The organism is Pseudoflavonifractor sp. HCP28S3_F10 (assembly GCF_052065415.1).
GTDB lineage: Bacteria > Bacillota > Clostridia > Oscillospirales > Oscillospiraceae > Pseudoflavonifractor_A.
This window is the reverse complement of record NZ_JBQHUB010000034.1, coordinates 1-22192: the sequence shown is the minus strand read 5'-3', so window position 1 is coordinate 22192 and position 22192 is coordinate 1. Positions and strand designations below refer to the sequence as shown.

The 22192-nt window shown below is 62.2% G+C and carries 24 protein-coding genes; 20 read left to right on the top strand and 4 right to left on the bottom strand.

The genetic code is table 11. The features are described 5' to 3' along the window. Positions 1–46: 46 nt before the first annotated feature. Positions 47–1594: an N-acetylmuramoyl-L-alanine amidase gene (locus tag ACTNBZ_RS12260; RefSeq protein WP_441210269.1), complete on the bottom strand. Its 1548-nt coding sequence runs from the start codon at positions 1592–1594 to the stop codon at positions 47–49. A 261-nt stretch (positions 1595–1855) separates the two neighbouring features. Between ACTNBZ_RS12260 and ACTNBZ_RS12255 the strand changes: the two genes are divergently transcribed. From ACTNBZ_RS12255 to ACTNBZ_RS12230, 6 genes are all read left to right on the top strand, one after another. Then, complete coding sequence (locus tag ACTNBZ_RS12255; RefSeq protein WP_441210267.1) at positions 1856–4099, top strand: hydratase; 2244 nt, start codon at positions 1856–1858, stop codon at positions 4097–4099. A gap of 587 nt (positions 4100–4686) precedes the next feature. Next, positions 4687–5889, top strand: coding sequence for an alanyl-tRNA editing protein (locus ACTNBZ_RS12250; protein ID WP_441210265.1), 1203 nt, complete (start codon positions 4687–4689; stop codon positions 5887–5889). A gap of 152 nt (positions 5890–6041) precedes the next feature. After that, the gene (locus ACTNBZ_RS12245) at positions 6042–7589 is read left to right on the top strand and encodes a peptidylprolyl isomerase (RefSeq protein WP_441210263.1); all 1548 of its coding nucleotides are present in this window, start codon (positions 6042–6044) and stop codon (positions 7587–7589) included. Positions 7590–7664: 75 nt separating this feature from the next. Beyond that, positions 7665–8381: a tRNA threonylcarbamoyladenosine dehydratase gene (locus ACTNBZ_RS12240; protein WP_441210261.1), complete on the top strand. Its 717-nt coding sequence runs from the start codon at positions 7665–7667 to the stop codon at positions 8379–8381. Between the two features lie 73 nt (positions 8382–8454). Then, complete coding sequence (locus ACTNBZ_RS12235) at positions 8455–8829, top strand: TSUP family transporter (RefSeq protein ID WP_441210260.1); 375 nt, start codon at positions 8455–8457, stop codon at positions 8827–8829. Continuing rightward, positions 8829–9191: a TSUP family transporter gene (locus ACTNBZ_RS12230; RefSeq protein WP_441210258.1), complete on the top strand. Its 363-nt coding sequence runs from the start codon at positions 8829–8831 to the stop codon at positions 9189–9191. The genes ACTNBZ_RS12235 and ACTNBZ_RS12230 overlap by 1 nt, the downstream gene beginning before the upstream one ends. On the opposite strand, the gene ACTNBZ_RS12225 is transcribed toward ACTNBZ_RS12230, so the two are convergent. Beyond that, the gene (locus ACTNBZ_RS12225) at positions 9188–9484 is read right to left on the bottom strand and encodes a putative quinol monooxygenase (RefSeq protein ID WP_441210256.1); all 297 of its coding nucleotides are present in this window, start codon (positions 9482–9484) and stop codon (positions 9188–9190) included. The two genes, ACTNBZ_RS12230 and ACTNBZ_RS12225, sit on opposite strands and share 4 nt — an antisense overlap. Positions 9485–9505: 21 nt before the next feature. Then, positions 9506–9952, bottom strand: a complete 447-nt coding sequence (gene ruvX / locus ACTNBZ_RS12220) for a Holliday junction resolvase RuvX (RefSeq protein ID WP_441210254.1) — start codon at positions 9950–9952, stop codon at positions 9506–9508. Between the two features lie 328 nt (positions 9953–10280). Here ruvX and rpmG point away from each other — a divergent pair, with 328 nt between their 5' ends. The 11 genes from rpmG to ACTNBZ_RS12165 all read left to right on the top strand — a co-directional run bounded on the left by rpmG (position 10281) and on the right by ACTNBZ_RS12165 (position 17405). Further along, entirely contained in the window at positions 10281–10445 is a 165-nt protein-coding gene (gene rpmG / locus ACTNBZ_RS12215) for a 50S ribosomal protein L33 (protein ID WP_087262704.1), read from the top strand. Between the two features lie 38 nt (positions 10446–10483). After that, complete coding sequence (gene secE, locus ACTNBZ_RS12210) at positions 10484–10777, top strand: preprotein translocase subunit SecE (protein ID WP_441210252.1); 294 nt, start codon at positions 10484–10486, stop codon at positions 10775–10777. 13 nt (positions 10778–10790) lie between these two features. Continuing rightward, a complete protein-coding gene (nusG, locus tag ACTNBZ_RS12205) occupies positions 10791–11312 on the top strand; it encodes a transcription termination/antitermination protein NusG (RefSeq protein WP_441210250.1) in 522 nt (173 codons plus the stop codon). Positions 11313–11399: 87 nt separating this feature from the next. Further along, entirely contained in the window at positions 11400–11825 is a 426-nt protein-coding gene (rplK, locus tag ACTNBZ_RS12200) for a 50S ribosomal protein L11 (RefSeq protein ID WP_441210248.1), read from the top strand. A gap of 20 nt (positions 11826–11845) precedes the next feature. Further along, entirely contained in the window at positions 11846–12538 is a 693-nt protein-coding gene (gene rplA, locus ACTNBZ_RS12195) for a 50S ribosomal protein L1 (RefSeq protein WP_441210246.1), read from the top strand. Positions 12539–12855: 317 nt separating this feature from the next. Then, positions 12856–13401: a 50S ribosomal protein L10 gene (gene rplJ, locus ACTNBZ_RS12190; RefSeq protein ID WP_441210244.1), complete on the top strand. Its 546-nt coding sequence runs from the start codon at positions 12856–12858 to the stop codon at positions 13399–13401. Positions 13402–13497: 96 nt separating this feature from the next. Next, positions 13498–13875 carry a 50S ribosomal protein L7/L12 gene (rplL, locus tag ACTNBZ_RS12185; protein ID WP_441210242.1) on the top strand — a complete coding sequence of 126 codons (378 nt, stop codon included), beginning with the start codon at positions 13498–13500 and terminating at the stop codon, positions 13873–13875. Between the two features lie 226 nt (positions 13876–14101). Then, a complete protein-coding gene (locus ACTNBZ_RS12180; RefSeq protein ID WP_441210240.1) occupies positions 14102–15007 on the top strand; it encodes an alpha/beta hydrolase family protein in 906 nt (301 codons plus the stop codon). Then, positions 14991–15908, top strand: a complete 918-nt coding sequence (locus tag ACTNBZ_RS12175) for an XdhC family protein (protein ID WP_441210238.1) — start codon at positions 14991–14993, stop codon at positions 15906–15908. Before ACTNBZ_RS12180 ends, ACTNBZ_RS12175 begins: the two co-directional genes overlap by 17 nt. Continuing rightward, on the top strand, positions 15895–17001 hold the full coding sequence (gene mnmA, locus ACTNBZ_RS12170) for a tRNA 2-thiouridine(34) synthase MnmA (protein ID WP_441210237.1): 1107 nt from the start codon (positions 15895–15897) through the stop codon (positions 16999–17001). Before ACTNBZ_RS12175 ends, mnmA begins: the two co-directional genes overlap by 14 nt. Positions 17002–17015: 14 nt before the next feature. Further along, positions 17016–17405 carry a hypothetical protein gene (locus tag ACTNBZ_RS12165; protein ID WP_441210235.1) on the top strand — a complete coding sequence of 130 codons (390 nt, stop codon included), beginning with the start codon at positions 17016–17018 and terminating at the stop codon, positions 17403–17405. Positions 17406–17500: 95 nt separating this feature from the next. On the opposite strand, the gene ACTNBZ_RS12160 is transcribed toward ACTNBZ_RS12165, so the two are convergent. Beyond that, positions 17501–17932 carry an RrF2 family transcriptional regulator gene (locus ACTNBZ_RS12160; protein ID WP_441210233.1) on the bottom strand — a complete coding sequence of 144 codons (432 nt, stop codon included), beginning with the start codon at positions 17930–17932 and terminating at the stop codon, positions 17501–17503. Positions 17933–18182: 250 nt separating this feature from the next. On the opposite strand from ACTNBZ_RS12160, the gene cysK reads away from it, so the two are divergent. The 3 genes from cysK (at position 18183) to ACTNBZ_RS12145 (ending at position 22048) form a co-directional block, all read left to right on the top strand. Next, the gene (cysK, locus tag ACTNBZ_RS12155; protein ID WP_441210231.1) at positions 18183–19115 is read left to right on the top strand and encodes a cysteine synthase A; all 933 of its coding nucleotides are present in this window, start codon (positions 18183–18185) and stop codon (positions 19113–19115) included. A gap of 208 nt (positions 19116–19323) precedes the next feature. Beyond that, positions 19324–20025, top strand: coding sequence for a response regulator transcription factor (locus ACTNBZ_RS12150; protein ID WP_441210229.1), 702 nt, complete (start codon positions 19324–19326; stop codon positions 20023–20025). Then, positions 20000–22048, top strand: a complete 2049-nt coding sequence (locus tag ACTNBZ_RS12145) for a sensor histidine kinase (protein ID WP_441210227.1) — start codon at positions 20000–20002, stop codon at positions 22046–22048. The genes ACTNBZ_RS12150 and ACTNBZ_RS12145 overlap by 26 nt, the downstream gene beginning before the upstream one ends. Positions 22049–22192 lie beyond the last annotated feature (144 nt).

Here is a 22192-nt window from a genome sequence, read left to right as displayed (position 1 = left end):
GATACCAAAACGGACTGCCGCTGATGCGGCAGTCCGTTTTTTACGGTCAGGAGTTGTCGGCGACGCTGTTGAGGTACTGGATCACGCCCTCGGCAATGCCCTCCGCCATGCTCTGCTGGTAGCCGGGATCGGCCAGACGCATCAGCTCGTCGTGGCAGGTCATAAAGCCGGTCTCTACCAGAACGGCGGCCATGTTGGTCTCCCGCAGGACCACATAGTCATTGTTGAGGATGCCGCGGTTGATGGCGCCGGTGGCCTCCGCCGCGGCGTTCTGGACATACTGGGCAAACTTTTTGCTCCGGTTGCTGCTGGGGTGATAATAGGTGAAGAGCCCCTGGAAGGTGCTGCTGGTGGCCGATGCATTGCAGTGGATACTGACGAACACGTCGGCGTTCACCTGGTTGGCGATGACGCAGCGGTCATAGAGGTCCATGTACACATCGGTGTCCCGGGTCATCACCACATTGTAGCCCCGTTCCACCAGAATATCCCGGAGCATCAGGCTCATGGGGAGGGTAAGGTCCTTTTCCATGATGCCCTCGTAGTACGCGCCCGAGGCCGAGCCGCCGTGTCCGGGGTCGATGCAGATGGTCTTTTTGGACGGGTCGATGGGGTCGGCCGGGATCTCAGGAAGATCGGATGGATCCTCTGTATGGTAGGAAGTGATGCGGATGCCGCCTACCTCCTGTGCCACCTTCAGATTCGCGGCATAAGTGGCGCCCTCCTTCAGGTCGATGACGAAACGGACCACGTGGGGATAGTCATAGTCCAGTGAGCCGTAGTCATGCTGGGCATAGCGCACGCCGGTCATGACCTCGTTTTCCATGGATACCGTGCCGTAGGTGGGGGAGATGGTGACGCCCAGAATGTCCACCGCCACCCGGTCGCCCAGGTCCGTGACCTGGATCCTGGGTACGTGGTCGGTGGCAATGAAAAGGGACTGGGCGTTGTCGTCGCTCTCCAGCGATACGACCCGGCCCCGGTCCTCTTCAGACGGAAGAGAGGGCGTGGGGGACGGAGACGGTACAGGCGTTGGAGTCGGTGCTGGGGTGGGAGTGGGAGGGGGCGCCACGGTCTGGATGGAGGCGGTAAAGGTGTCGTTATCCCAGCCCACATCGGCGCCCAGGGCCTCTGAGACGAAGCGGAGGGGGACCATGGTGCTCTCCAGCCCGTTGCATTTCACCGCGCCGGCGGGCACGCCGCCGGGCAGATCGGTGAGCGTGCCGTTGATGGTGGCCTGGGCCGAGCCCAGGGTGAGCACGATGTTGTCCTCGCCCTTGAGGATGATGACCTGCCGGGTGGCGGCCACCCAGAGCACCTGGGCGTCCAGCGCCTCAGCCACCAGGCGGACCGGAACCAGGGTGCGCCCGTCGCCGCCGATGTACTGGATCAGGGCGGGCACGCCGTCAGGGGTGAGGGGACTGCCATTGAGCGTGAGAGAAACCCGGTCGGTCTCCACCGGCGGGTCATAGCGGCCGTTTGTCTCGCTGTAGAAATAGGCGGACAGGGTGCCGGCCGGACCGGCGGCCCGGGCCGGGAGCAGGCAGGCCAGCAGGGCAAACAGCACAAAAAGGGAGGAAATGGCTTTCTTCATGGCGGGCTCCTTTGCGGTAAAATCATGCAGGTGACATAATTTTACCTGAATCGCCAGAGTTCGTCAATGACAGATCAGAAAAATAGTTAACATAAATTTTACCAAAAGAAAAGCCGGATCAAGTTCTCATATACCGGCCTCTTTCTCCCGCGCCGGGGCGGCATGCCTTATCTATAAAGGTCCAAAACCTCCCCCTTGCGTTTCACGGTGCAATTTAGTATAATAAAGCACTGAAAAAGCAATGACCGGAGGGAACGTTTTATGATAAAAATGACCCGCAGCGGCGTTTACTATCAAAACGGCGCTTTTATCCCCGTTCAGGACGGCCCTGCCGCCGGCCTGAAGGCCCCGGAGGAGGCCAAAACGGGCACCATGGCCTACGCCATCCTGAAAGCCCACAATACGCTGGATACCATGGATCGTCTGGCCATCCGCTTTGATGCCATGGCCTCCCACGACATCACCTATGTGGGCATCATCCAGACTGCCCGGGCCTCCGGACTGGAGAAATTCCCCCTGCCCTATGTGCTCACCAACTGCCACAACTCCCTGTGCGCCGTGGGCGGCACCATCAACGAGGACGACCACGTGTTCGGCCTGTCCGCCGCCAAGAAGTACGGCGGCGAGTTCGTCCCCGCCCATCAGGCGGTCATCCACTCCTACATGCGGGAGCGGTACGCCGCCCCCGGCCGGATGATCCTGGGCTCCGACTCCCACACCCGCTACGGCGCCTTTGGCACCATGGCCATCGGCGAGGGCGGCCCCGAGCTGGCCCGCCAGCTGCTGTGCAAGACCTATGATATTGCCTATCCCAAAGTTATGGCCATCTACCTCACCGGCGCCCCCCGGCCCGGCGTGGGCCCCCAGGATGTGGCCCTTGCCATCATCGGCGCCACCTTTAAGGAGGGCGTGGTCAAGAACGCGGTGATGGAGTTCTTCGGTCCCGGCGTGGCCAGCCTGTCCATGGATTACCGCAGCGGCATCGACGTGATGACCACCGAGACCGCCTGCCTGTCCTCCGTCTGGTCCACCGATGAGCAGACCAAAAACCAGCTCACCCTGCTGGGACGGGGGGAGCAGTACCGGGAGCAGGCCCCCGCCGACGGGGCCTACTACGACGGAGCGCTGGAGATCGACCTGTCCTCCATTGAGCCCATGATCGCCCTGCCCTTCCATCCCTCCAACGCCTACACCATTAAGGAGTTCAAGGCCAACATGGCTGATCTGCTCCATCAGGTGGACGTGGACGCCGCCGAGAAGCTGGGCGTGAAGAACGCCGCGCCTCTGGCCAACAAGATCGTGGACGGCCAGTTCCGGGTGGATCAGGGCGTCATCGCCGGCTGCTCCGGCGGCACCTATCAGAACCTGGTGCGGGCCGCCCAGATCCTGGACGGGCACGGCATCGGTTCCGACGCCTTCTGGCTGTCCTGCTACCCCGGTTCCATGCCCATCAACCTGGAGCTCACCCGCCAGGGCTATATCGCCTCGCTGATGGCCTCCGGCGCATCCATCCGCTCCTGCTTCTGCGGGCCCTGCTTCGGCGCCGGCGACGTGCCCGCCAATGGGGCTTTCTCCATCCGGCACTCCACCCGCAACTTCCCCAACCGGGAGGGGTCCAAGCCCGGCGAGGGCCAAATCTCCTACGTGGCCCTGATGGACGCCCGCTCCATCGCCGCCACCGCCCTCAACGGCGGCGTGCTCACCGCCGCCGACGAGCTGCCCGATTGCCCCGCCGACCGGGCGGATGAGAGCTGGGCCTATGACGATTCTGCCTACAAGGCCCGGGTGTACTTCGGCGTGGGCAATGCCCGGCCGGAGACCGAGCTGGTCTACGGCCCCAACATCGCCGACTGGCCTGAGCAGGTGGCTCTGCCCGAGAATCTGCTTCTCACCGCTGCCGCCGCTATCTACGATCCGGTGACCACCACCGACGAGCTCATCCCCTCCGGTGAGACCTCGTCTTACCGCTCCAACCCCCTGCGCCTGTCCGAGTTTGCCCTGAGCCGCAAGGATCCCCAGTACGTGCCCCGGGCCAAGGCGGTGCTTGCGGTGGAGCAGCTCCGCCGCAGGGACCCCCAGGCCGCTGAGGTGATGGAGGCCCTGGGCGGCCATGACGGAAAGACCACCGGCCTGGGCACCTTCGTCATGGCCCTCAAGCCCGGCGACGGTTCCGCCCGGGAGCAGGCCGCCTCCTGCCAGCGGGTGCTGGGCGGCTGCGCCAACCTGGCTGCCGAGTACGCCACCAAGCGCTACCGCTCCAATGTGGTGAACTGGGGCATGCTGCCCTTCATTGCCGAGGACGTGAAGGACTGGAATATCCAGCCCGGTGACCGGCTCTATATCCCAGGCGTGCGTTCCGCCCTGGACAGCGGCAGCGAGACGGTTCCCGCCGTGCTGATCCAGAACGGCGAAGAGAAGAACGTCACCCTGAAGCTGCCTGGTATGACCCGGGAAGAGCGGGACATCGTTCTGGCGGGCTGCCTGATCAACTACTACGCCAGGTAAGATGTTCCGCTCCCACGCCGCAGGTGCGGCGTCCCAAGCGTTTTGGCCAAAGGCCAAAACCTTGATGCCGGGCGGATTCATTTCGCCCGAGCAGATAAAGAAATCGGGGTCCCCGCGCGGCCCGGCGCGCGGGGCGCGGGACATCGTTCTGGCGGGCTGCCTGATCAACTACTACGCCAAGTAAGCGGTGTAAGCGGTTTTCTGGCTGATACCGGCGGGGAGTCCGTTTCAGACGGGCTCCCCCTGTTTTTTGCTATGGACAGGGATGGGACTTTCAGCATCGCCTGCATGGCGCACCCAAATGTGGAGGAGAAGCGATCAAGACTGCATAAAGTCACGGTAGCGCGCCCCCGCACTTAGGGGTTTCCAAAGGGGGGCCGTGCCCCCCTTGGCCCTTTTGTCCAGCCCTTTTCGGGAAAAGGGTTGGCGCCGTCCGCGCAGGACGCCCGCGCGGACAGCGCAGCCCCCGCCCCCGCCCGTGGGCGGATAAAAACCTCCGTCCCGCCCCGTGGGGTGAAATACCCCCCGCCAGCGGCGGAGCATCCCCATCAAGTGCCCCCAAATTCAACACAGAAGGAGAAAACGCGATGACGACGGAACGGATCTATTATCAGGACAGCCATGCCGTAGAGTTTGAGGCCCGGGTGCTGGCCTGCGAAAGCCGGAAAGAAGGGTTCCGGGTAGCGCTGGACCGCACCTGCTTCTTCCCGGAGGGGGGCGGCCAGTTCGGGGATCAGGGCGTGCTGCTGCCGGCCGGGGCTGGTGAAGAGAAAGCCGTCTCCGTAGAGGACACCCATGAGCAGGTCGGCCTGGTCTGGCACTACACCCGGCAGCCCCTGGAGCCGGGGACGGCGGTGTGGGGCCGCATCGATTGGGAGCTGCGGTTTGCCCGGATGCAGTGCCACACCGGAGAGCATATCGTCTCCGGGCTCTTCCACACCCTTTACGGGCTGAACAATGTGGGCTTTCACCTGGGGGACCAGGAGATGACCATCGACCTGAGCGGTCCGGTGACCTGGGAGGATGTGAAACGGGTCCAGCGGCTGGCCAACGGGGCGGTGGCCGAGGACCTGCCGGTCCGGTGCGAGTTTCCGGCAGCGGAAGAACTGGCCCATCTGGAATACCGCAGCAAGCTGGACCTGACGGAGAACGTCCGCATCGTCACCATCCCCGGCTATGACGTGTGCGCCTGCTGCGCCCCCCATGTGAAGCGGACAGGCGAGATCGGCCTTATCCATTTGATCTCCATGCAGAACTGGAAGGGGGGCGTCCGCATCCGGATGCTCTGCGGCAGCCGGGCGGTGGAGGACCTGATGGGCAAGCAGGAGAGCGTCACCGCCATCTCCGGCCTGCTCTCCGCCAGGCAGGAGGAGGTGACCGCCGCCGTCCGCCGGCTCTGTGAGGAGCTGGAGCGGGAGAAGGCCCGTGCCGCCGCGCTGGGACGCATGGCCGCCCAGGCCAGGGCGGACGCCCTGCCGGCGGGGGCGGAGCAGCTGGTGCTCTTTGAGGAACTGGACACGGCCTCACTGCGGGCGCTGGTGAACGCCGCCGTGGCCAAAGGGACCGGCGTATGCGCCGCCTATGCCTGGGACGGGGCAAAATTCCAGTATATCCTGGGTTCTCAGCGTCAGGACCTGCGCCCCCTGGTGAAAGAGATGAACGCCGCCCTGAACGGCCGGGGCGGCGGTTCGGCGGGGATGGTCCAGGGCAGCGTCCAGGCCGGCCGGGCAGAGATCGAGGCCTGGTGGGCCGGCCGGGGCGGAGCACGGGAAAATGTGAATAATCCGTAAAAAGCGGGGGAAGAAGAACGGGTCTGTCGTTTTTGGACTTGAAAGACGGTCCCATATCCTGTATAATATCACCTTGTCTAAGTGAAACTGTCCCGGACCGGAACGGCCGGGGCGCCCGCCCTGCGGGAAACATTACGAGAGGACTGAGTGACATGAGCGCATCCAGAGAAAAGAAGCAGCGCCAGAACGCTCCCGATCAGGGACTGACGCAGAAGCAGATCAAGGAGCGCAAGGAGGCTGCGATCCAGAAGCGTAATCACACCATCTACGCGGTGGTGGGCGTTGTGGCGGCTGTCCTTGTGGCCGCGCTGCTGATCTGGGATGCTGGTTTCATCCAGCGCGGCGCCACCGCCATGACGGTGAACGGCCGCAACTATTCCGCCGCCGAGGTGTCCTACTATTATGGACAGGCCCGCCAGCAGTACAGCATGTATCTGCAGATGATGGGCTACGACTCCAGCAAGTCGGACCGGGAGCAGATTTTTGACGAGACCAACGAGCAGAGCTATTTCGATTTCTTCATGGAGGGCGCCAAGAGCAGCATGATCCAGATCACCGCTCTGGCGGACGCCGCCCGGGAGGCCGGTGAGACCCTGACCGACGAGAGCAAGACCTCTGTGGACGAAGCGATGGAAACCTATAAGAGCCAGGCCGCCCAGTACGGCTATCCCATGAAGGCTTTTCTCAAGGCCAATTTCGGCAAGTATATGACCGAGAGCGTGCTCCGCTCCTGCCTGGAGGAGACCGCGCTGGCCAATCAGTACTACAGCGAGCATTCCGACAGCCTGACCTATGATGACGCCGCGCTCCAGGGCTATTATGACGAGAACGCTGACAGCCTGGACACCTTCGTGTATGACGCCTGCTTCGTCAACGGCAAGCCCGAGAGCAAGACCGGTGACGACGGCAGCACCGTGGAGGCTACTGATGAGGAGAAGCAGGCGGCCATGGATGCCGCCAAGGAGGCCGCCGACGCCCTGGCCGACGCCGTGAAGGGCGGCGAATCCTTTGATGTTCAGGCCAACCTGACCGTGAACAAGGTGGATGGCTCCACCTACGGCGGCGAGAGCACCAGCGTGGGCAGCTCGGTCCTGTCCGCCTACCGTGATTGGCTCACCGATCCCGCACGCAGGGAGGGCGATATTACCGTCATCGAGTCTGAGGGCAGCGGCTACTATGTGGTCCGTTTCGGCCAGCGCTATCTGGACGAGGAGAGTATGGGTTCCGCCGACATCCGCCACATTCTGGTGAAGGCCGAGGTGGCCGAGGGTGCGGACGAGCCCACCGACGAGGCCATGGACGCCGCCAAGGCGAAGGCTCAGAGCATTCTGGACGAGTTCAACGCCGGTGACAAGACCGGCGAGGCCTTCGGCGAACTGGCCAAGGCCAATTCTGAGGATCCCGGCTCCAAAGACAACGGAGGCCTGTATGAGAACGTGACCCGCAGCACCGGCTTCTTCACCGATTTCATCAACTGGATCTTTGCGGATGGCCGCAAGGAGGGCGATACCGGCCTGGTGGAGAATACCCAGTCCGGTCAGCAGGGCTGGCATGTGATGTACCTGGATAAGGCCGGTCCTACCCAGTGGAAGTACACGGCGGAGAACGCGCTGCGCAGCGCCGACCTCCAGACCTGGCTGGAGGGCCTGCAGGAGGGCTATGAGGCCACCGAGGGCTCCGGCCTGCGTTACGTTGGCTGAACACATACAGACGCCTGAAACGGGCGGGGCGGCGCCCCGCCCGTTTTTATATGGCGCATGGAAGGAGAGACCGATATGGATGAGCAATTTCTGCGTACCGGCATGATGCTGGGGGAGGAGGCCATGGAACGGCTGGCCCGCAGCCATGTGGCGGTGTTCGGTCTTGGCGGCGTGGGGAGCTGGGCGGTGGAGGCCCTGGCCCGTTCCGGGGTGGGCGCGCTGACCCTGGTGGACCACGACGATGTGAGCCTGACCAATCTGAACCGGCAGCTGGGAGCCCTCCATTCCACCCTGGGACAGCCAAAGGCCCGGGCAATGGCTGACCGGGTGAAGGACATCAACCCGGAGTGCCGGGTGACGCCGCTGGCCGCCCGCTATGAGCCCGGGAACCGGGAGAAGTTTTTCACTGCGCGGTATGACTATATCCTGGACGCCATCGATATCGTCTCCTGCAAGCTGGATCTGATCCAGACGGCGCTGGAGCGGGGGGTGCCCATCCTGTCCGCCCTGGGCACAGGGAACAAGCTGGACCCCACTCAGTTCCGCATCACCGACATCTCCAAAACGGAGGGCTGTCCGCTGGCAAGGGTGGTGCGCAAGGAACTGCGCAATCGGGGCATCCTTCACCACCGGGTGATCTGGTCGCCGGAGCTGCCTACCAGGACCGACCAGAGCCGGGAGGTCCCGCCCCCGGGCCGCCGGAGCGTTCCGGCCAGTGTGGCTTGGGTGCCCTCCTGTGCCGGGCTGATGATGGCGGGAGACGTGATCCGGACTCTGTCCGGCATGAAATGACTAGCAAGATCCGGATATACTGGAATAAAAACATCCCTCCGCTGGCAGACTAAAGCCGATGGAGGGATGTTCTGTGACTAAGGGAACGGGAAAACGGGAATGGATGGCTCCCGCCGCAGCGGGGGCTGCCGCCGGGCTGGCCAACGGCTTTTTCGGCGGGGGCGGCGGGATGATCCTGGTGCCGCTTTTGACCGGAAAGTGCGCTCTGGACCAGCGGCGGGCCTTTGCCACCTCGGTGGCGGTGATATTGCCCCTGTGCGTCCTCTCGTCGGTGATCTACTGGTTCCGGGGCGGGCTTGATCTGATGCTGGCTCTGCCCTATCTGATCGGCGGGCTGGCGGGGGGCTGGCTGGGCGGAAAGCTGTTCAAGGGCGTCAACATGGTGTGGCTGCGGCGGGCCTTTGCGCTGTTCATCCTCTACGGCGGCGTGAAGTCGCTGCTGTTCTGATGGAGTGGCTCACCGCGGTGCTGGCCGGTGCTGTGACGGGGATCCTGTCCGGCTTCGGCGTGGGTGGGGGGACCCTGCTGCTCATCTGGATGACGGCCTTTGCGGGAGTGCCCCAGGACCTGGCCCAGGGGGTGAACCTCCTGTACTTTCTGCCCGCCGCTGCCATGGCCCTGCCCGCCCATTTCAAAAACGGCTATATCGACAAAAAAACCGCCCTCCCGGCCATTGCGGCCGGGTTGGCGGGGACGGCGGCGGCCGCCTGGGCGGCCACTGCCGTGGATGTGGAGCTGCTGCGCCGGTGCTTTGGCGTGTTCCTGATCTGCATCGGCCTGCGGGAGCTTTTCCGGAAGGGGGAGCGTTAGTCCGGGAATTTCCGCACGTCCACCCCAGTCACATGGGCGCTCTCAATGGTCTGCATGGTCTTGAAATGGGGGCCGGCCAGATGGGCCTCCATGTGGGCCTGGCTGTCCCACTGCTCCACCAGGACCAGACGGTCCGGGGACTCCACGGCGGAGAAGAGCTCGTACTGGAGGCAGCCCGCCTCCTGGCGTACCCGGCTCAGGACGCCGTTTTCCGCCAGGGCGCGGAGAAAGTCCTCCCGCCGGCCGGGCTCCACGGTGTAGATGACATTGAGTGTGATGGCAGCTTTGCTCATAAGCGAATACCTCCTGATCGTTCAGATGGATGGTGGAGACGGGGGCTGCTGACCGCCCATCCGGCGGCGGGTGAGATAACCCTCCAGAATGAGGGAGGCGGCCACAGCGTCTACATTCTTTTTGTGTGCTTTCATTTTTTTGCCGCCGGCGTGCAGGATGCTGTGGGCTTCCACCGTGGTGCGGCGCTCGTCCCACAGGGTGGGGGAGAGACCGGTGACCTCCTCCAGCTGCCGGGCAAATTCCCGGTAGAGCTGGGCCCTGGGGCCCTCGGTGCCGTCCATGTTCCGGGGAAAGCCCATCACCAGCTCGTCCACACCGTGGGCGGCGATGAGATCCCGGATCTCCTGGGCCACGGCGTCGCTCTTCCGGCTGTGGATGACGGTGGTGAAGCCGGCCAGCAGGCCGGTGGCGTCAGAGATGGCGATGCCGGTGCGGGCGTCGCCGTAGTCGATTGCCATGATGCGCATGTCCATCCTCCTTTTCCTTTGCTATTATCCGGTGCGGCGGAGAGAAAGTCAATATACCGGAAAAGAAATCAAAAAGTACTTGACATTTTAGACTGGAAATGTTAAACTGAAAGCACCTATGAAGAGGGCTCTTTTTTTGTGCGCGTTTTTACGGTGTGACGGGCATGAAACCCTCCCCTCACCGCGAGGACATAGGGAGGCAGACATGCCGGATCCGCACCGTGACGATAGGGGCGTACTGCGCCCGCGTTGCTGGATTCGGCTCAGGCCGTGTCTGGCATTTTTTGTGTCCGAAACATGGCCAACTATTGAAGGAGGTGCCGAACACATGGCAAAGGCTGGTTCCCGGGTGAAGATCACCCTCCGTTGCTCCGAGTGCAAGCAGAGGAACTACAACACCAACAAGAACAAGAAGAATACTCCCGACCGTCTGGAGCTGAACAAGTATTGCCCCTTCTGCAGGAAGCACACGGTCCACAACGAGACCAAGTAATGAAGGCGTGAGCCTGACAAGAAAGAAGGGTGTACCGAATGCCTGAAAACGAGAAGATCGAGCAGAGCGCCGAGAAGGCGGTCAAGACCGATAAGGCGGATAAGGCCAAGAAGGACAAGAAGTCCAAGCCCGGCTTCTTCGCGCGCGCCGGCAAGTGGATCCGGGAGATGAAGGCCGAACTGAAGAAGGTCCAGTGGCCCACCAAGAAGCAGACGATTAACAACACCGTCATCGTCATTGTCTGCTGTATCGTCGTGGGCATCTGCATCTGGCTCTTCGATACCCTGGCCGACGCCGTGATCAATGCGCTGCTGAGCCTGTTCAAGGGTTAAGGGGCGTCAGACCATGGCAGAGAACGCGAAATGGTATGTTGTGCATACCTATTCCGGCTATGAGAACGCCGTGGCCGCCGCCATTGAGAAGGCGGTGGACAACCGCGGTATGCGCGACCTGATCCACGAGGTGAATATCCCCATGGAAACGGTCACCGAGCCCACCCCCAATGGCCCCAAAACGGTGGACCGCAAGGCTTACCCCGGCTATGTGATGGTGAAAATGGTCAAAACGGACGACACCTGGCACCTGGTGCGCAACGTCCGCGGTGTGACAGGGTTCGTTGGCTCCGGCACCGAGCCCATTCCTCTTACTGACGAGGAAGTGATCTCCATGGGCATGGAGAAGAAAGAGATCGTGGTCGGCTATCAGGTGGGCGTCCGCGTCAAGATCAACGAGGGCGCGCTGGAGTCCTTCCTGGGCACGGTCGATGAGATCGACCTGGAGCACGGCAAGGTGCGCGTGGTCGTTGAACTCTTCGGCCGTGAGACTCCCGTCGAGCTGGAGCTCGATCAGGTAGAGCCGGTCGACTGATCCGGGCGAGAAGCCCGTTCCCCGCACGTGGGAGGAATTGAACAAATTCCGTCTCAACCACATTTTTCGTAGGAGGTGCTGTTTCAAATGGCACAGAAAGTTACTGGTTACGTCAAACTGCAGATCCCTGCCGGCAAGGCGACTCCCGCTCCCCCTGTGGGCCCCGCCCTCGGCCAGCATGGCGTGAATATCGCCGCCTTCACCAAGGAGTTCAACGAGCGCACCAAGAATGACGTGGGCATGATCATCCCCGTGGTCATCACCGTGTACGCCGACCGCTCCTTCTCCTTCATCACCAAGACCCCTCCCGCCGCCGTCCTCATCAAGAAGGCCTGCAACATCGAGTCTGGTTCCGGCGTGCCCAACAAGACCAAGGTCGCCACCATCAGCAAAGAGGACGTCCGCAAGATCGCGGAGACCAAGATGCCCGACCTGAACGCGTCCAGCATCGAGTCCGCCATGAGCATGATCGCCGGCACTGCCCGCTCCATGGGCATCGTGGTGGGCGACTAAGGCGAAGGAGGGTATAAGGAATGTTTAGAGGTAAGAAATATACCGAGAGCGCCAAGAAGATCGAGAAGGGCACTCTCTATGACGCTCCCGAGGCCATGGATCTGGTGGTGAAGACCGCCACCGCCAAGTTTGACGAGACCGTCGAGCTGCACGTGAAGCTGGGCGTTGACTCCCGTCACGCCGACCAGCAGGTCCGCGGCGCCATCGTCCTGCCCCATGGCACCGGCAAGACCCAGCGCGTGCTGGTCTTTGCCAAGGGCGACAAGGCTGAGGCCGCCAAGGAGGCCGGCGCTGATTTCGTCGGCGAGATGGATCTGGTGCAGAAGATCCAGCAGGAGAACTGGTTTGACTATGATGTGGTCGTGGCCAGCCCCGACATGATGGGCGTTGTGGGCCGCCTCGGTAAGGTCCTGGGCCCCAAGGGCCTGATGCCCTCCCCCAAGGCCGGCACCGTCACTCCCAATGTGGCGCAGGCCGTCAAGGAGATCAAGGCCGGTAAGGTGGAGTATCGTCTGGACAAGACCAACATCATCCACTGCCCCATCGGCAAGGTGTCCTTCGGCGCCGAGAAGCTGACCGAGAACTTCAACGCCCTCATGGGCGCCATCATCAAGGCCAAGCCCGCCGCTGCCAAGGGCCAGTATGTCCGCAGCTGCGTGACCGCCACCACCATGGGCCCCGGCGTGAAGATCAACGCCGCCAAGCTGATTTGATTAGAAGCGCCGAGCCGTCGTGAGCAGGGCGGATGGACCGGAGCGAAGGGGAGAAACCGAGGGACCGCGTGAGCGGGCCTGTTTCGAGCCTGAGACGAAGGGAAGCCATCCCCCGCGGGCGCGACAAAAAATATCAATTCCGGGCAGGTCATGCTTGACATGGCCTGTCCGGGCTGATATAATATTTCTCGTGTTCAAAGACAGTAGGCATCCGTAAGCCCTACCGAGAATGCAGTAACAGAATTTGCTTTCTTGTGCTGTTTTCGTGCTTTGAGCATGGAAATAGCATTTTTTATTTCAATGGAGGTGAATCCCACATGCCTAACGCTAAGGTTCTGAGTGAGAAGCAGGCCATTGTTGCCGAGCTGACTGAGAAGCTGAAGACCGCTGCCAGCGGTGTTCTGGTGGATTATAAGGGTATCACCGTTGCCCAGGATACCGCCCTGCGCGCCGAGTGCCGCAAGAACGAGCTGGACTACGCTGTCGTGAAGAACACCCTGGTGCGCTTCGCCATCAACAACGTGGGTCTGGAGGAGATGGATTCCGTTCTCAACGGCACCACTTCTATGGCCCTGAGCCATGGTGATCCCATCGCTCCCATGCGTGTCATCGCCAAGTTTGCCAAGCAGTTCAACGGCGAGAAGTTCACCATCAAGGCCGGCTTCATGGACGGCAAGGTCCTGTCCCTGGACGAGATCAACGCTCTGGCTGAGCTGCCTTCCAAGGAAGTGCTGCAGGCCCAGGTCCTGGGTACCATGCTGGCCCCTATCACCAGCCTGGCCATCGTCCTGAAGGCCATCGCCGAGGAGAAGGGCGGCTTCGTCGAGGCCCCCGCCGCCGAGGAAGCTCCCGCTGCGGAGTAATCAGCGTACCCCAGCGCCGATCGGCGCATGAATGATATCCCGGAAGGGAATCTAAACAACTACTATATTTTATCATGATTTAGGAGGTATCTTATCATGGCTAGCGAGAAGATCACTGCTTTGATTGAAGAGGTTAAGGGCCTGACTGTTCTGGAGCTGTCCGAGCTGGTGCACGCTCTGGAGGACGAGTTCGGCGTTTCCGCCGCCGCTATGGCCGCTCCCGCCGCTGGCGGCGCTGCCGCTCCCGCTGCTGAGGAGAAGACCGAGTTCGACGTGGTTCTGGCCGGCTTCGACGCCGCCGCCAAGATCAAGGTCATCAAGGTCGTCCGCGAGATCACCGGCCTGGGCCTGGCTGACGCCAAGGCTATGGTCGAGGGCGCTCCCAAGACCCTGAAGGAGGCCGTCAGCAAGGACGAGGCCGAGGAGCTGAAGAAGAAGATCGAGGAGGCCGGCGGCAAGGTGGAGCTGAAGTAATTCAGCCCCCTCTGTCCTGTCCCGTGACCCGAAAAGAGCCCATGGCACACTGCCATGGGCTCTTTTTTATGTAGTGGAGAGATCGTCGGGTGGTCTGCCGGGCAGAGAGACTAAAGCGGGGCGTATTTTCGGATAGATTACCCATTGACGCAGGAGCAAATGGTTGCTATACTGATAAACATATTTACATAGTAGGAAAATATATTAAAATGATGGAGGCGGTCCGATGTCACAGCTCCAGCTTCAGTATCTGTTTCGGGACAGGTCCTGCCCTGCCGGCATGGAGGCGGCGGATTACGAGCTTCTGGATATTATCAGCGGGGGCTGTCATCTGTACGGCCAGGTGATGTGGCCGGACGGAGGGGTTTGTGGTCCCCGGCCCTGTGTGGTCCTGTTCCATGGCTTTCCCGGTTCTGCCCGGAATGACGATATTGCCCATGCCCTGTGCCGTGCAGGCTGCGTGGTACTGACTCCCCATCATCGGGGCGCGTGGGGCAGCCAGGGCGAGTATCGGATCTCCAGCTGTGTGGAGGATGCGCTGGCGGTGGCCGATTATGTCCGGAGCGAGGCGTTTTGCGGGAAATATCGCACCGATCCGGGCGCCGTGTTCTTCATTGGTCACAGCATGGGGGGCAACACGGTGCTCAGCGCTGCCCGTGAACTGCCCTGGCTGCGGGGGCTCGTTCTGATGACGCCCTTTGATCCCACCAGGTATGTCCGGGACGGTGAGCCCCAGCGGCTCCGCCGGCTCTTGGAACAGGGTGCAGTTCTGCGCAGCGGAGGGATAGACGCGCTGTTTCAGGACATCATGGCACATATGGAGATGTTCTGTTATGAAAACGCCTTCGATGCGCTGAAGGATCAGAATCTGCTGTGCGCGGCGGGAGCCATGGACGACTGTGCTCCGGCGGAGCTGATGTTCGCGCCCCTCTGGGAGCGGCTGCTGAGCCATGAGAGCCGTGCGGTGCGGCGGTTTGTGACCTATCCCGCGGGACACGGCCTTCTGGGCGTCCGCACCGGGCTGATCACCGATATTGCGCAGTTTATCGCCGATGTTCTGGAGGCTCCGGACGTGCCGGAACAGGCAATTGCGTGCCGGAAAGGAGAAAACTGCCATGTCCGAGCGGTTTGAAGCCATCTATCAGGCGGCCCTGGCGGGAACGCCGGCGTCCCTGACCTTTGAAGCGGAGGGGACCGCGTATGTCCGCCGCTTTTGCCCGGAGGAGCGCCTGATCCTGCTGGGCGGCGGCCATATCGCCCAGCCGCTGTGCCGGTACGGCGCCGACCTGGGATTTGCAGTGACGGTGGTGGACGACCGCCCCTCCTTCGCCAACCGCACCCGCTTTCCGGAGGCCAGGGAGGTGCTCTGCGATTCCTTCCCCCATGCCCTGGAGGTGCTGAAGGTCCGTGAAACGGATTATATGGCCGTTATCACCCGGGGGCACCGCTACGATGCGGACTGCCTGCGCATCCTGCTGTCCGGCACGTTTCCCTACTACCTGGGGATGATCGGATCCAGGCGACGGGTGGCCGGGTTGTTTCGGCTCCTGGAGGAGGAGGGCTTTTCCCGGACTTTGCTGGACCAGGTCCACGCCCCCATCGGGGTGGCCATCAATGCGCTGACGGTCCGGGAGATCGCCGTGTCCATCGCAGCGGAGCTGATAGAGTGCCGCAGAAAGGATACGCCCCGCCGCTCCAGGGAGACGACCCTCACCACCCAGGATATCGATCTGCCCCTGCTGGAATTCCTGGCCCGGGACCCGGCCCCCAAGGCGCTGCTGACTGTCTATGCCGCCAGCGGGTCCACGCCGGTAAAGCCGGGGGCCATGATGGCGGTGGGCCAAAACTTCCGGACGGTGGGCACCATCGGCGGAGGGTGCAGCGAAAACGCCGTGCTGAAAGATGCCTACCGCCTGATCGGCACCGGACAGCGGCGCTGTGTGACGGTGGATATGAGCAACGATGTGGCGGCGGAAGAGGGCATGGTCTGCGGCGGTAAAATGAAGGTGTTGATCGAAGATGTGGGAGAATAGGGAGAAGAGCGCACTGATCGCCATGAGCGGCGGCGTGGACAGCTCGGTAGCGGCGTGGCTCATGCTCCGGCAGGGCTGCCGCTGCGAAGGGATCACCATGCGGCTCTACCGGAACGAGGATATCGGCCTGAGCCGGTTCCACACCTGCTGCTCCCAGCGTGATATCGATGACGCCAGTGAAGTGGCCTTCCAGCTGGATATCCCATACGAGGTACTGGACTTCACCGCGGATTTCAGGGAACAGATCATCGGTAAATTCATCCGGACTTATGAGGCGGGAGGCACGCCCAACCCTTGCATCGACTGCAACCGCTATATGAAGTTCGACCGTCTGCTCCGGTACGCGGACGAGAGGGGACTGGACTATGTAGTGACGGGCCATTATGCCCGCATTGAATATGACCCCGGCGCCGGGCGGTATCTGCTGAAAAAGGCGCTGGACGCCGGCAAGGACCAGAGCTACGTCCTGTATATGCTGACGCAGGAACAGCTCTCCCGCATCCGGTTTCCCATGGGGGACAGGACCAAGGCGGAGACACGGGAGATTGCGGAGCGCCTGGGGCTGTGCAATGCCCGCAAGCGGGACAGTCAGGATATCTGCTTCGTTCCGGACGGCGACTATGTGGGATTTATGGAGCGGTATACGGGAAAGCGCTACCCGGCAGGCGACTTCCTGGACCGGGAGGGCCGGACTGTGGGCCGGCACCGGGGCGCCGTGGGCTATACCCTGGGACAGCGGAAGGGCCTGGGGCTGGCCATGGGCGAGCGGGTATATGTCTGCGGCAAGGATATGGCGGCCAATACTATTACCGTGGGGCCGGAGGAGACTCTGTATACCCGGGTGCTGCTTGCGGAGGATATGAATTGGATTTCCATCCCGGCACTGGAGGGCCCCGTGCGCGTCAAGGCCAGGACCCGGTATCACCAAGCGGAGCAGTGGGCCGTGGCCGCGCCGGAGGGGGACGGCCGGGTGCGCCTGACATTCGACCGGCCCCAGCGGGCCGTGACCGTTGGGCAGGCGGTGGTGCTGTACGACGGCGATGTGGTGGTGGGCGGCGGTACGATCTGTGACGTACTGCCGGAGAATGGCTGAATGGAGGTGAGCAGTTGAACAATGATACCATGACGGGCTGCGGACAGGGGTGCTGCGGCGGCAATTGCGGCATCTGCAGCGGCTGCGGTGGGGCGCTGGAACTGACACAGGGGGAGATCGAGCTGCTGCGCCGCTTCGCTCAGGTCCCGTTTCTCCCGGTGGCGCGGCAGCCCGGTTCCGAGACGCCGGTCTGTCTGGAAGAAGGGCTTTCTTCCATCGGGGCGCTGGGCGCCGTCATCGCCGCGTTGAGCCAAAAGCGGCTGATTCGGCTGGATTATGATATGCCCCTGTCCAATTTCGATTATAAGGGCTATGAGCCGGGACTTCTCAGGGGCAGTATGGCTCTGACCGCCCGGGGGCAGGAGGCGGTGGACTGGCTGGAGATCCAGGGGATCGAAGAATAGGCGCTGCCATGAGCCATGATCTGTTTGGAACAGGACAGGCGGCGGCAGAATAAAGAACGGTGGGACGGAGCATTGCTCCGTCCCACCGTTTACGGTCATATCACATAATAATCGCCTGCGGCGCCCGGCTGCATCAGATCAGCGATGGTAATATTGTCCAGATACTCGTTGATGACGCCGGCCAGGCCCTGCCACATGGAGAGGGTGCGGCACTCAGCGGCCCGGGGGCAGGAATCCACGCCCCGTTCAATACAGGATACCGGGGCAAGAGACTCTTCCGTCAGACGCAGGATATCCCCCACCGTATACTGTTCGGGCGCCATGGTCAGCCGGTATCCGCCGCCCTTGCCCCGAAGGCCGGTCAAAAGCCTGGCCTTTACCAGCAGCTTGATGATGCTCTCCAGATATTTTTCCGAGATATCCTGCCGTTCCGCGATGACCTTGAGGGGAATGAACCCATCAGTCTGATGCTCTGCCAGGTCGATCATAACCCGCAGCGCATAGCGGCCCTTTGTTGAGATCAGCAAATCCTATCACCCCATCCAACCATTCAGGATCTAATAAACCTATTATACAACATGGTTAATAGGAAATCAACGGAAAATTTTTGCCGTATCCTATTGACAATGGAGGTGTGTTGGTTTATAATCCACATTAACCTACTTGAAAGGTTGGTATTATATGAAGAGAGACAGGACGCAGTTCCGATGTTGCCGTTGTTGAAATCGTTCCACAGTCCCTGCGATCACAACAACGACATTTTAGGAGGAATTGATCATGAGCAACATCTATACATCCGCCGACCAGCTGATCGGAAAGACCCCTCTGCTGGAGCTGGTCCACATTGAGAAGGAGGAGGGCCTGGAGGCCAGGATCCTGGGCAAGCTGGAATACTTCAATCCCGCCGGCTCCGTCAAGGACCGTATCGCCAAGGCCATGATCGACGATGCGGAGGAAAAGGGCCTGCTGAAGCCCGGTTCCGTCATCATCGAGCCCACCTCCGGCAATACCGGCATTGGCCTGGCCAGCGTGGCCGCCGCCCGGGGCTACCGCATCATCATCGTCATGCCCGAGACCATGAGCGTGGAGCGCCGTCAGATCATGAAAGCCTACGGCGCTGAGCTGGTCCTTACCGAGGGGGCCAAGGGCATGAAGGGCGCCATTGCCAAGGCCGACGAGCTGGCGCAGGAGATCCCAAACAGCTTTATCCCCGGACAGTTTGTAAATCCCGCCAACCCTGCCGTCCACCGGACTACCACCGGCCCGGAGATCTGGTGGGATACCGACGGCAAGGTGGATATCTTCGTGGCAGGCGTAGGCACCGGCGGCACCGTCACCGGTGTGGGTGAGTATCTGAAGAGCCAGAACCCCGGCGTGAAGGTGGTGGCTGTAGAGCCCGCCTCCTCTCCTGTCCTCAGCAAGGGCACCGCGGGCGCTCACAAGATCCAGGGCATCGGCGCCGGCTTCGTTCCCGATGTGCTGAACACCGCCGTCTACGATGAGGTCATCGCCGTGGAGAACGATGATGCCTTTGCCGCCGGAAAGCTGGTGGGCAAGCGGGAGGGCGTGCTGGTAGGCATCTCCTCCGGCGCCGCCGTATGGGCGGCCATCCAGCTTGCCAAACGGCCGGAGAACAAGGGAAAGACCATCGTGGCCCTCCTGCCCGATACTGGCGACCGCTATCTCTCCACGCCGCTGTTTGCCGACTGAAGATCACAAAGAGAGACCCCGGAGCGGGGCTGCCGCAGGTGCGGCAGCCCCGTTTTTTTGCTGTGGAGGCGGAGATTGTTTTTTGCCTGTACGGATGATATGATGGAAAAAACCATCGGGCGGAACGTTAAGAATTTCCTAAGAATTTACCCCGCCGTCTTATAAGGATCAGACGGTACACTGGGAAGCAGAAAAGGAGGTCGATCCCATGCGCGCATGTGTGCTGGTGGTGGATGACGACCGTGAGATCGTCAACGCCATTGCCATCCTGCTGGAGAAGGAGGGCTATCAGGTCCTGAAGGCCTATAACGGCCTGGAAGCCCTGGAGCTGGCGGCGGAGCGTCCGGTCCAGCTCATTATCCTGGATGTGATGATGCCCCGGCTGGATGGGCTTTCGGCCCTGATGAAGATCCGGGAGCGGCGCAACGTGCCTATCATCGTGCTCTCTGCCAAGAGCGAGGACAGCGACAAGATCCTGGGTCTCTCCATGGGGGCGGATGATTATGTGACCAAGCCCTACCACCCCCAGGAGCTGGCGGCCCGGGTGCGTAGCCAGCTGCGGCGGTATACCAGTCTGGGCGACATGAACGCCGAGGGCCGGGGGAGCGAGATCCGCTCGGGCCGCCTGTGCTACCGCCCGGAGGAGCTGCAGCTGCTGGCCGACGGGGAGCCGGTGCGCCTCACCGCCACCGAGACCAGGATCGTGGATCTGTTCATGCGCAATCTGGGCCGGGTATTCCCGGCGGAGGAGATCTACCGCCGGGTCTGGGAGGACGAGGCGGCATACGCCGTCGAGAACACAGTGATGGTCCACATCCGGCACATACGCGAGAAGATCGAGCTCAACCCAAAAGAACCGGAATACTTAAAGGTGGTGTGGGGCATTGGATACAAAATGGAAAAACGCTAAGTGCATTGTCAGCCTTCTGGCCCTCTTCCTGGGGCTCAACCTGACGGTCATCGCAAGCGGCCTGGTCGGATATTATATGCTGAGCTACGGACCCGGAGATATGACGGACGCCTTTCGGGACAGCTATCAGGAGAGCGAAAGCTTCCGCAATCAGATCTCCTGGTATCTGCGCAGCCTGATGGATGTGGTCGTGTCAGGGCCGGGCCGGGAAGGGCAGGAACTGGTGCAGGACATGAATGTCCGCTATGAGGTCTGCAAGGGCGGCAGGGTACTGGCCGGCAATCTTCGCAGCGGTGAGGGGGAGCTGTCTGACAGGAAGCTGACGGGCTATAACTTCTACCTGCTCTACCGGAACGGCCTGGTGCACATCTGGAGAGACGGCGAGGAGACGGATGTCTACGGAAACGGCATTTACCGGGGAGAGCGGGACCAGTGGAACCTGCCCGGCTACGCCAATCGGGATACGGGGACGTTCCTGGGTCTTACGGCGTGGAATGAGAAGGAATGGACCGATGTGACGGTGTGGCTGGCGGCGGCAGAAGAACCGGTGGACTACGGGATGTACTCCGGGATGTACTATGTGGCCGACTATCTGAAGGACCTGAGAACCATAACCTGCGTGTTTGCCGTTCTCCTTGCCCTGGGCGCTCTGCTGGTGCTGTGGAGCGTTCTGTGGCGGCGGTGGCTGAGCATGGCTTGGGCAGCCGTTGGGCGGTTCACAGGCCACGTATGGCTGGAAATCAAGCTGATGCTGCTGTTGGGCCTGCTGTACAGTATGGCTATGGGTACGATCCGGCTGATAAGCGGCTGGAGAACCAGGTGGCATCTGCTTATGGTGCTGCTGGGCCTGTGGCTCCTGGCGGTCTATTGCAACGACCTGATCCGGAACTGGGGCCGTCTGCGGAGGGGCAGCTTCTGCGGCTGGGTATACCGGAACCTGCGGGCGGCGGAGCTGAAGCTCCCGGTGCAGAAGCGGCTGGTCCGGCGCAGCCTGGCGGTCTTTGTTCTGGGGCTCTGCCTGCTGCTGGCGGCGGCAGGCTTCCTGACGCTGTGCGTTTTGTCCTTCGGATTGATCTGGTATGGCGGGAGGCGGCCCCTGCTCCTGTTCCTGGTGGCCGGCGCGGTATTTCTCGGGGCAGGAGCCTTCCTGTTCCTGTTCTGGCGGGATCAGCGGGCGCTGGCCGAGGATATCGGAACGCTCTCCGGTCAGGCGGAGGCCATCCGGGACGGAGAGAGCTGGACTGGGGAGCGCATTGTTCAGGACCGGGACCTGTGGGAGATGTCGGAGGCTCTGCGGGACATCCAATCGGGCGTCCAGCGGGCGGTGGAGGACCGGACCCGCAGCGAGCGGATGAAGGTGGAGCTCATCGCCAACGTCTCTCACGACCTCAAAACGCCGCTGACCTCCATCCTCAGCTATGCCGACCTGCTCTCCAGGGAGGAGCTGCCTCCCGCCGCCCGGGACTATGTGACCATCCTGAATGAAAAGGCCCAGCGGCTGGGAAACATGGTGCAGGAGGTCTTTGAGGTGAGCAAGGCCGCCTCCGGGGAGCTGAATATCAAGTGGGAGCGCCTGGATCTGGCCAAGCTGCTGCGGCAGACCCTGGCCGACCAGTCCGAGCCCATCGAGGAGAGCGGGCTGTGCTTCCGGGTGGAGCTGCCCGGGGAGGCGGTATTCATCCGGGCCGACGGGGACCGGCTGTACCGGGTGTTCCAGAACCTGATCCAGAACACCCTGAAATACGCCCTGGAGGGTTCCCGGGTCTATGTATCCCTGACATGCGGGGAGGGAAAGGCCACGGCCCGTATCCAGAACATCTCCCGGGATGAGCTGCCCCGGGGGGTGGACTTCACCGCCCGCTTCGTCCGGGGGGACGAGAGCCGCACCGACGGCGGCAGCGGCCTGGGCCTTGCCATTGCGGACAGCTTTACCCGGGCCTGCGGAGGTTCTTTCCAGGTGACCACCGACGCCGACCTCTTTACCGCACGCGTCATCTTTGACCTTTGGGACGGGGAGGAATAAACCTGTCAGCCGACCGCGGGGGGGGGGGGGGGGGGGGGGGGGGGGGGGGGGGGGGGGGGGGGGGGGGGGGGGGGGGGGGGGGGGGTGTTGTGCTAGGGGGGGGTTGGGTTGGGGGGGGGGGTGTGTGTGTCCGGCTGCTGCGGC